The 7,733-nt window shown below is 62.9% G+C and carries 15 protein-coding genes; all 15 read right to left on the reverse strand.

Annotated features, from left to right (window positions below):
* Window positions 1–73: 73 nt before the first annotated feature.
* The 15 genes from ENJ37_06660 to tuf all read right to left on the reverse strand — a co-directional run bounded on the left by ENJ37_06660 (window position 74) and on the right by tuf (window position 7,722).
* Window positions 74–616, reverse strand: a complete 543-nt coding sequence (locus tag ENJ37_06660; GenBank protein ID HHL40170.1) for a 50S ribosomal protein L5 — start codon at window positions 614–616, stop codon at window positions 74–76.
* Complete coding sequence (locus ENJ37_06665) at window positions 613–942, reverse strand: 50S ribosomal protein L24 (GenBank protein ID HHL40171.1); 330 nt, start codon at window positions 940–942, stop codon at window positions 613–615. Before ENJ37_06665 ends, ENJ37_06660 begins: the two co-directional genes overlap by 4 nt.
* 73 nt (window positions 943–1,015) lie before the next feature.
* Window positions 1,016–1,384, reverse strand: coding sequence for a 50S ribosomal protein L14 (locus ENJ37_06670; GenBank protein ID HHL40172.1), 369 nt, complete (start codon window positions 1,382–1,384; stop codon window positions 1,016–1,018).
* Complete coding sequence (locus ENJ37_06675; protein HHL40173.1) at window positions 1,381–1,641, reverse strand: 30S ribosomal protein S17; 261 nt, start codon at window positions 1,639–1,641, stop codon at window positions 1,381–1,383. Before ENJ37_06675 ends, ENJ37_06670 begins: the two co-directional genes overlap by 4 nt.
* Window positions 1,631–1,837, reverse strand: a complete 207-nt coding sequence (locus ENJ37_06680) for a 50S ribosomal protein L29 (GenBank protein HHL40174.1) — start codon at window positions 1,835–1,837, stop codon at window positions 1,631–1,633. Before ENJ37_06680 ends, ENJ37_06675 begins: the two co-directional genes overlap by 11 nt.
* Entirely contained in the window at window positions 1,834–2,247 is a 414-nt protein-coding gene (locus ENJ37_06685; GenBank protein ID HHL40175.1) for a 50S ribosomal protein L16, read from the reverse strand. The genes ENJ37_06680 and ENJ37_06685 overlap by 4 nt, the downstream gene beginning before the upstream one ends.
* Window positions 2,248–2,260: 13 nt before the next feature.
* The gene (locus tag ENJ37_06690) at window positions 2,261–2,923 is read right to left on the reverse strand and encodes a 30S ribosomal protein S3 (protein HHL40176.1); all 663 of its coding nucleotides are present in this window, start codon (window positions 2,921–2,923) and stop codon (window positions 2,261–2,263) included.
* Between the two features lie 3 nt (window positions 2,924–2,926).
* On the reverse strand, window positions 2,927–3,271 hold the full coding sequence (locus tag ENJ37_06695; GenBank protein ID HHL40177.1) for a 50S ribosomal protein L22: 345 nt from the start codon (window positions 3,269–3,271) through the stop codon (window positions 2,927–2,929).
* 6 nt (window positions 3,272–3,277) lie between these two features.
* The gene (locus tag ENJ37_06700; GenBank protein ID HHL40178.1) at window positions 3,278–3,514 is read right to left on the reverse strand and encodes a 30S ribosomal protein S19; all 237 of its coding nucleotides are present in this window, start codon (window positions 3,512–3,514) and stop codon (window positions 3,278–3,280) included.
* A 41-nt stretch (window positions 3,515–3,555) separates the two neighbouring features.
* Window positions 3,556–4,386, reverse strand: coding sequence for a 50S ribosomal protein L2 (locus ENJ37_06705; protein ID HHL40179.1), 831 nt, complete (start codon window positions 4,384–4,386; stop codon window positions 3,556–3,558).
* 139 nt (window positions 4,387–4,525) lie between these two features.
* Window positions 4,526–4,813, reverse strand: coding sequence for a 50S ribosomal protein L23 (locus ENJ37_06710; GenBank protein HHL40180.1), 288 nt, complete (start codon window positions 4,811–4,813; stop codon window positions 4,526–4,528).
* Entirely contained in the window at window positions 4,813–5,430 is a 618-nt protein-coding gene (locus tag ENJ37_06715; protein ID HHL40181.1) for a 50S ribosomal protein L4, read from the reverse strand. Before ENJ37_06715 ends, ENJ37_06710 begins: the two co-directional genes overlap by 1 nt.
* A 33-nt stretch (window positions 5,431–5,463) precedes the next feature.
* The gene (locus ENJ37_06720) at window positions 5,464–6,108 is read right to left on the reverse strand and encodes a 50S ribosomal protein L3 (protein HHL40182.1); all 645 of its coding nucleotides are present in this window, start codon (window positions 6,106–6,108) and stop codon (window positions 5,464–5,466) included.
* Window positions 6,109–6,177: 69 nt separating this feature from the next.
* On the reverse strand, window positions 6,178–6,489 hold the full coding sequence (locus tag ENJ37_06725; GenBank protein ID HHL40183.1) for a 30S ribosomal protein S10: 312 nt from the start codon (window positions 6,487–6,489) through the stop codon (window positions 6,178–6,180).
* A 30-nt stretch (window positions 6,490–6,519) separates the two neighbouring features.
* On the reverse strand, window positions 6,520–7,722 hold the full coding sequence (tuf, locus tag ENJ37_06730) for an elongation factor Tu (protein ID HHL40184.1): 1,203 nt from the start codon (window positions 7,720–7,722) through the stop codon (window positions 6,520–6,522).
* Window positions 7,723–7,733 lie beyond the last annotated feature (11 nt).

Here is a 7,733-nt window from a genome sequence, read left to right on the forward strand (position 1 = left end):
CTTCACGGAGCCGCCGCCTTCGCGGAGCCCCGCCGCCACAGACGCTGCGCCCCGCGCCGCTTCGCCGGGGCGCCTACTGCCTGAAGGGCATTCCCAGGCGCTTGAGGAGCGCCTTGCCCTCTTCGTCGTTGCGGGCCGTGGTGGTTATGGTGATGTTGAGCCCCCTGAGCTTGTCGATCTTGTCGTAGTCTATCTCGGGGAAGATGATCTGTTCCTGGACGCCCAGCGTATAGTTGCCGCGGCCGTCGAAGCTCCTGTCCGACAGCCCCCTGAAGTCCCTGATCCTCGGCAGGCTGAAGTTCACGAGCCGGTCGAAGAACTCGTACATGCGCGCTCCCCGCAGCGTAACGCAACAGCCCACCGGCATGCCCGCCCTCAGCTTGAAGCTCGCTATGGAGCGCTTGGCGCGGGTGACCACCGGCTTCTGTCCCGAGATGAGCGTGAGGTCGCGCACGGCGGCGTCTATCACCTTTATGTCCTTCACGGCCTCGCCGAGCCCCATGTTGAGCACTATCTTCTCAAGCCTCGGCACCTCCATGACGTTGGAGAGGCTCAACTCTTCCTTGAGCCTGGGGACGATCTCCTCACTGTAGAGCTGCTTGAGTCTGGGCGTCATTTGTCCAATACCTCGCCGCACTTTTTGCAGTACCTGACCTTGGTGCCGTCGTCGAGAAAGCGTTTGCCCACGCGCACGGGCCCCTTGCACTTGTCGCAGATGATCATCACGTTGGAGATGGCCAGCGGGGCCTCCTTCTCGATGATGCCGCCGTGGCGGTGCTTCTGGGTGGGCCGCTGGTGGCGCTTGACCATGTTGAGCTTCTCGACCACCACCTTGCCCTTCTCCCTTATGACGCGCGCGACCCTGCCGGTCTTGCCGCGCTCGCGGCCCGCCATGACCATCACCTGGTCGCCTTTCTTTATCTTGTATCTCGGGTGCTGCATCACCTTGACCTTCTCCCCCTGTCGCTTCAACGGGCGGCGCGACCGCCGCCGGGCTCCCGCCCCCGCGGCGTCCTCAGAGGACCTCCGGCGCGAGCGAGACTATCTTCATGAACTTCTTGGCGCGGAGCTCTCTGGCCACGGGACCGAAGATGCGGGTGCCCACGGGCTCGTTGTCCTTGTTCACCAGGACCACCGAATTCTCGTCGAACTTTATGTAGCTGCCGTCGGGACGGCGCGTACCCTTGACGGTGCGGACCACCACGGCCCTCACCACCGAGCCCTTCTTCACCTTCGAGTCGGCTATGGCCTCCTTTACGCTGGCCACGACGATGTCGCCTATGCGGGCGAACTTCTTGCCCGATGCGCCTATGACCTTGATACAGGAGACTTTCCTGGCGCCCGAGTTGTCGGCCACGTTGAGCCTGGTCTGCATCTGTATCATTTCGCACTCTCCACCAGGGCGGCCACACGCCAGCGCTTGCGGCGGCTCAGAGGCCGCACCTCGCTTATGACGACCCTGTCGCCCACCTTGTACTGGTTGTTCTCGTCATGGGCCATGTACTTCACGCGCCGCCTGACGAACTTCTTGTAGAGCGGATGCTTGACGAGCGTCGTGATGGAGACCACCACGGTCTTGTCCATGGCGTCGCTCACCACGCTGCCGGTCAGGCGTTTCTTCGTGCCTTTCTTAGCCGACATCTTGCGCCTCTCTCTCCTTCTGAGCCTTGACGGTCTTGACCCTTGCGATGTCCCTTCTGATCATGCGCAGCTTCAGCGGATTCTCGAGCTGGCCCGTGGCGTGCTGCATCCTCAGGTTGAAGCACTCCTTGGCGAGCTCGGCCTCCCTGCTCCTGAGCTCGTCAAGGGTCATCTCTCTCAGTTCCCTGGCCTTCATAGGGCTTCCCTCTTTACGAACTTGGTCGGGATGGAGAGCTTGTGGGCCGCGAGCCTGAAGGCCTCTCTGGCCACGGGCTCGGCCACGCCCTCCATCTCGTAGAGCACCCTGCCGGGTTTGACCACGGCCACCCAGTCCTCGGGGGCGCCCTTGCCGCTGCCCATGCGGGTCTCGGCCGGCTTCTTCGTTATGGGCTTGTCGGGGAATATCCTGATCCAGATCTTGCCGCCCCTCTTTATATGACGGGTCATGGCGATCCTGGCGGCCTCGATCTGTCTGGTCGATATCCAGCCGCGGCCCACGGCCTTGAGGCCGAAGTCGCCGAAGCTGAGCGTCGCGCCCCGGTGCGCAAGCCCGCGGCGCCTGCCCCTCTGCTGTTTCCTGTGCTTTACCTTCTTGGGCATCAACATGGCTGATTCACCTCTATGACTGACGGGCCGTGCCGGCGCCCTCGCCCCTGGGCCTCATGACCTCGCCCTTGTAGATGAGGACCTTCACTCCGATGACCCCGTAGGTGGTCTTGGCCTCGGCGAGCCCGTAATCTATGTCGGCGCGCAGGGTGTGGAGAGGGACGCGCCCCTCGCGGTACCACTCGCGCCTGGCTATCTCGGTCCCGCCGAGACGGCCCGAGCACATGACCTTTATGCCGGCGGCGCCCATGCGCCTGGACGTGGTGACCGCCTTCTTCATGGCCCTGCGGAAGGAGACCCGCCTTTCGAGCTGGAGCGCCACGTTCTCGGCCACGAGCTGGGCCTCGAGGTCCGGCTTCCTCACCTCCACTATGTCGACCTCCACGTCCTTGCCCACGAGCTTGACGAGATGACGCTTGAGCACGTCTATCTCCGAGCCGCGCTTGCCGATGACGATGCCAGGCCTCGCCGTGCGGATGATGACGCGCACCTTGTTGGAACGGCGCTCTATCTCTATCTTAGATATGCCGGCGTGGTAGAGCCTCTTCTTGATGAAGTCTCTTATCCTTATGTCTTCGTGAAGAAGGCTCTTGTACTCCTTGCCGCCGTACCACCTCGAGCTCCAGTCCTTGCAGACGCCGAGCCTGAAGCCTATGGGATGCACCTTCTGACCCAAGAACTACCTCCCTTCCTTCGCCTCTTCAACGACGATGGTGATGTGGCTGGTCCTCCTCTTTATGACGTTTCCGCGGCCCATGGCCCGGGCGCGCAGACGCTTTTGGGAAGGGCCCTGGTCGACGAAGGCCTTCTTCACGTAGAGCCTGTCGACATCGAGGTTCTTCGTGTTCTCGGCGTTGGCCACGGCGCTGCGGAGCACCTTCGAGACGTCGCGGCTTACGGCCTTGTTGATGAGCTCCAGCATGGCAAGGGCCTCGTCCACCTTCCTGCCCCTTATCCGGTCCACCACCAGTCTCGCCTTCTGCGGCGAGACGCCTATATACCTGGCTACGGCTCTCGCTTCCATCTCCTCTTACCTGCCCACCTTTGATTTCTTGAGCCCCGCGTGGCCGTGAAAGGTGCGTGTCGGCGAGAACTCGCCGAGCTTGTGGCCTATCATGTTCTCCGTTATGAAGACGGGGATGAACTTCTTGCCGTTGTGGACCGCTATGGTGTGCCCCACCATCTCGGGCACGATCATGGACCTGCGCGACCAGGTCTTTATGACCTTCCTGCTCTTGGACTCTCCTTCCCGCTCTATCTTCTCCATGAGATGAGCGTCCACGAAGGGGCCTTTCTTTAAGGAACGCACTACTTCCTCCCTTTCTTCCTGGACAGGATGTACTTGTCGCTCTGCTTGCGCCTTCTCGTCTTGTAGCCCTTGGCCGGCACGCCCCACGGGCTCTGGGGCTGGTTGCCGCCCTTGCTCTTGCCCTCTCCTCCGCCGTGGGGATGGTCCACCGGATTCATGCAGGTGCCCCTGACGTGGGGGCGGCGTCCGAGCCAGCGCACCCTGCCGGCCTTGCCGTATGTGACGTTCTCGTGGTCGCTGTTGCCTATCTGGCCGATGGTGGCGTAACACTCCTGGAGGACGAGTCTCATCTCGCCGGAAGGGAGCTTTATGGTCGCATACTTGCCTTCCTTGGCCATGAGCTGCGCATAGCCGCCGGCGCTTCGCACAAGCTGCCCCCCCTTGCCGACCTTCATCTCCACGTTGTGGATGAAGGAGCCGAGCGGCACCTTGCGAAGCGGCAGCGCGTTGCCCGCCCGTATCTCGGCGTCCTCGCCGGCCATGACCGTATCGCCCGGCTTGAGCCCATCGGGCGCTATGATGTAGCGCTTCTCGCCGTCGGCGTAGTGGAGGAGCGCGATGTTGGCCGAGCGGTTCGGGTCGTACTCGAGGGCCGCCACCCTGGCGGGCACGCCGCGCTTGTCGCGCTTGAAGTCTATGACCCTGTATATCCTCTTGTGGCCTCCGCCTATCCAGCGCACCGTGATCCTGCCGTAGCAGTTGCGTCCCCCCTTGCGCCTGTGCGGCGCCGTGAGACTGCGCTCGGGACGCTTGTCGGCAAGGCCCTCGCAGACGACGGTGGTCATGGTCCTGCGACCCGGAGACGTGGGTTTGTAAGTCTTGATCGGCATCTTTAATGGCTCTCTTGTCTTTTATTTTGGAAACTCCGGGACTCATTGCGCCGGGGGCAAGCCTTCGGAAAAAAGGCTCCCTCGGGGCAATCAGCCGGACCTTCCCCGGTGGTCCGCTCGCGCAGGCTCCCGCGGCGCTTCAGACGCCGGCGAAGAGCTCTATGGTATCGCCCTCCCTGAGCGTCACGTAGGCCTTCTTTCTGAGCGGCCTGCGTCCCGAATGGCGCCCCATCCTCTTGACTTTGCCGGCAAGCCTCTGGGTGTTGACGGCCGTGACCTTCACGTTGAATATCTTCTCCACGGCCTTGCGTATATCGGCCTTGTTGGCCCTCGGATCGACCCAGAAGACGTACTTGTTGCCCGCCTCGCCCTGGGCGGCGCTCTTCTCGGTTATGACCGGCGCTTTTATGATGTCGTAGAGCTCTATCATTTGATCATGGCCTCCACCTTCTCCAGCGCCGCCCTCGTCATGACGAGCGTGTCGTAGTAGAGGACGTCATAGACGTTGAGCCAGGGGGCGTCTATGACCTTGTAGCCCCTGAGGTTGCGCACCGAGAGCTTGAGGTTCTCGTTGCCGCCCTCAACCACTATGAGGGCGCTCTCTATCTCCGAGCCGCGGAGCATCTCAAGGGCCTTGCGGCTCTTGGGCTCGTCGAGCTCAAGGGCGTCGAAGACCTTGAAGGCGCCGTCCCTCAGGCGCAGGCGCAGGGCGCTCTTCAGCGCGCCGCGCATCACCTTCTTGGGAAGGGCGTAGGAGTAGTCCCTGGGCCTGGGTCCGAAGACCGTGCCGCCGTGACGCCAGATGGGAGACCTGTTGGAGCCGGCCCTGGCCCGGCCGGACCCTTTCTGGCGCCAGGGCTTGACCCCGCCGCCGCGCACCTGGGCGCGCGTCTTGGTGCAGGCCGTGCCGGAGCGGCGCCCGGCCATCCTGGCCTTGACGGCCTCGTAGAAGAGGTGCTCCTTGACCTCGCCTCCGAAGAGCTCGTCGCTGAGCTCCACCTCGGAGACCTTGGCACCCTCGTTGTTCAGCACATCGACAATCATCACGCATCCACCGTTTTCCAAGAGTTGAGAGGCCTAACCGGCGGCCTTCGGGGCCTTCTTGAGCGCCTTTCTTATAATCATCACGCCGTTTCTGGGGCCAGGCACCGCCCCCTTGACGAGCAGCAGGTTCTCGTCGGCCCTCACGTCCACGACCTCGAGGTTCTGCACCGTCGTCGTGCGGTCGCCCATGTGGCCGGCCATGCGCATGCCCTTGAAGACCCGCGACGAGTCCGAGCTCTGGCCTATGGAGCCAGGGGCGCGGCCGTGCATGGAGCCGTGGCTCGCCGGTCCCCCGGCGAACTTCCACCGCTTCACCACGCCGGCGAAACCCTTGCCCTTGGAGCGTCCCGTCACGTCCACGTAGTCGCCGGCCTTGAATACCTCGTCGAGCCTTATCTCGCGGCCCGGTTCGAGCCCGTCGAGCCCGTCGCCCCTCATCTCGGCGAGGTGGTAGAAGCACTTGCCCGCCTTCTTGAAGTGGCCGCGCATGGGCTTGTTGGTCCTCGACTCCTTCTTCTCGGCAAAGCCTATCTGAACGGCGTCGTAGCCCTCCTTCTGGACCGTCTTTCTCTGCACTACCCTGTTGCCGCCGGCGTCGATGACCGTCACGGGCACCTGCACGCCGTCGCGGTATATGTGGGTCATGCCGATCTTCCTGCCGAGCACACCTTCAACCATCTCAGTCACACCTCTGCCGGGAGTTGCCTCGGCGGCATTGCTCCCTCGATTATACGGCCGGACGGCCTCTTAGTCGAGCTTGATCTCCACGTCCACGCCAGCCGGAAGGTCGAGCCTCATGAGGGCGTCGACGGTGTGCTGCGTGGGCTCGACTATGTCCATCAGGCGCTTGTGCGTGCGCATCTCGAACTGCTCGCGGCTCTTCTTGTCCACATGGGGAGAGCGCAGCACGCAGAACTTGTTTATCCGCGTGGGCAGCGGTATGGGGCCGCGGAGCTCCGCGCCCGTGCGCCGGACGGTCTCGACTATCTCGCGCACCGACATGTCGAGCAGCCTGTGGTCGTAGGCCTTGAGCCTTATCCTTATCTTCTGGTTTTCCACCCCTCGGTCCCTCTCCTGAACACTCGTCTTCTACTCTATCACCTTGGTGACCACTCCCGCGCCCACGGTGCGTCCGCCCTCGCGGATGGCGAAACGCAGGCCCTCTTCCATGGCTATGGGGGTGATGAGCTCGACCTCCAGATTCACGTTGTCGCCGGGCATCACCATCTCCGTACCCTCGGGAAGCTTCGACACGCCCGTCACGTCCGTCGTCCTGAAGTAGAACTGCGGACGGTAGCCGTTGAAAAACGGCGTGTGACGGCCGCCCTCCTCCTTCGTCAGCACATAGACCTCGCACTGGAACTTCCTGTGGGGAGTGATCGTTCCGGGCTTGGCGAGAACCTGGCCGCGCTCGACCTCGTCCTTCTTCGTCCCGCGCAGAAGACACCCCACGTTGTCGCCGGCACGCCCCTCGTCCAGGAGCTTGCGGAACATCTCGACCCCCGTCACGACCGTCTTGTCGGCCTTGTCCTTGAAGCCCACTATCTCCACCTCGTCGCCGACCTTGATCACTCCGCGCTCGATGCGACCAGTAACAACCGTGCCGCGACCGGAGATCGAAAAGACGTCCTCAACGGGCATCAAAAAGGGCTTGTCCACGTCGCGCTGAGGCTCCGGTATGTAGCTGTCGAGGGTCTCCATCAGCTCCAGCACGGGACCGCAGGCCCCGCACTCGCGCTTGCCGCACCCGCACTCAAGGGCCTTCAGAGCGCTGCCGCGGACCACCGGGATGTCGTCGCCGGGAAACTTGTACTGGCTAAGAAGCTCCCGAACCTCCAGCTCCACAAGGTCCAGAAGCTCGGCGTCGTCGACCATGTCCGTCTTGTTAAGAAACACCACTATGTACGGAACGCCGACCTGACGCGACAAGAGTATGTGCTCACGGGTCTGCGGCATGGGGCCGTCGGCGGCGGACACCACCAGGATCGAGCCGTCCATCTGGGCGGCGCCGGTTATCATGTTCTTCACGTAGTCGGCGTGACCGGGACAGTCTATGTGAGCGTAATGGCGATTCTCCGTCTGGTACTCCACGTGGGAGATCGATATGGTCAGGCCGCGCTCGCGCTCCTCGGGAGCGCGGTCTATCATGTCGTAGGCCTGGAAGTCGGCTCCCCCGCGGGCGCTCAGAACACGCGTTATCGCCGCAGTCAGCGTCGTCTTGCCGTGGTCAACGTGACCTATCGTACCAACGTTTACGTGCGGCTTGGACCTCTCGAATTTCGCCTTGCTCATCTTCCTCCTCC

The sequence above is a fragment of the Deltaproteobacteria bacterium genome, assembly GCA_011375175.1.
GTDB lineage: Bacteria > Desulfobacterota > GWC2-55-46 > GWC2-55-46 > DRME01 > DRME01.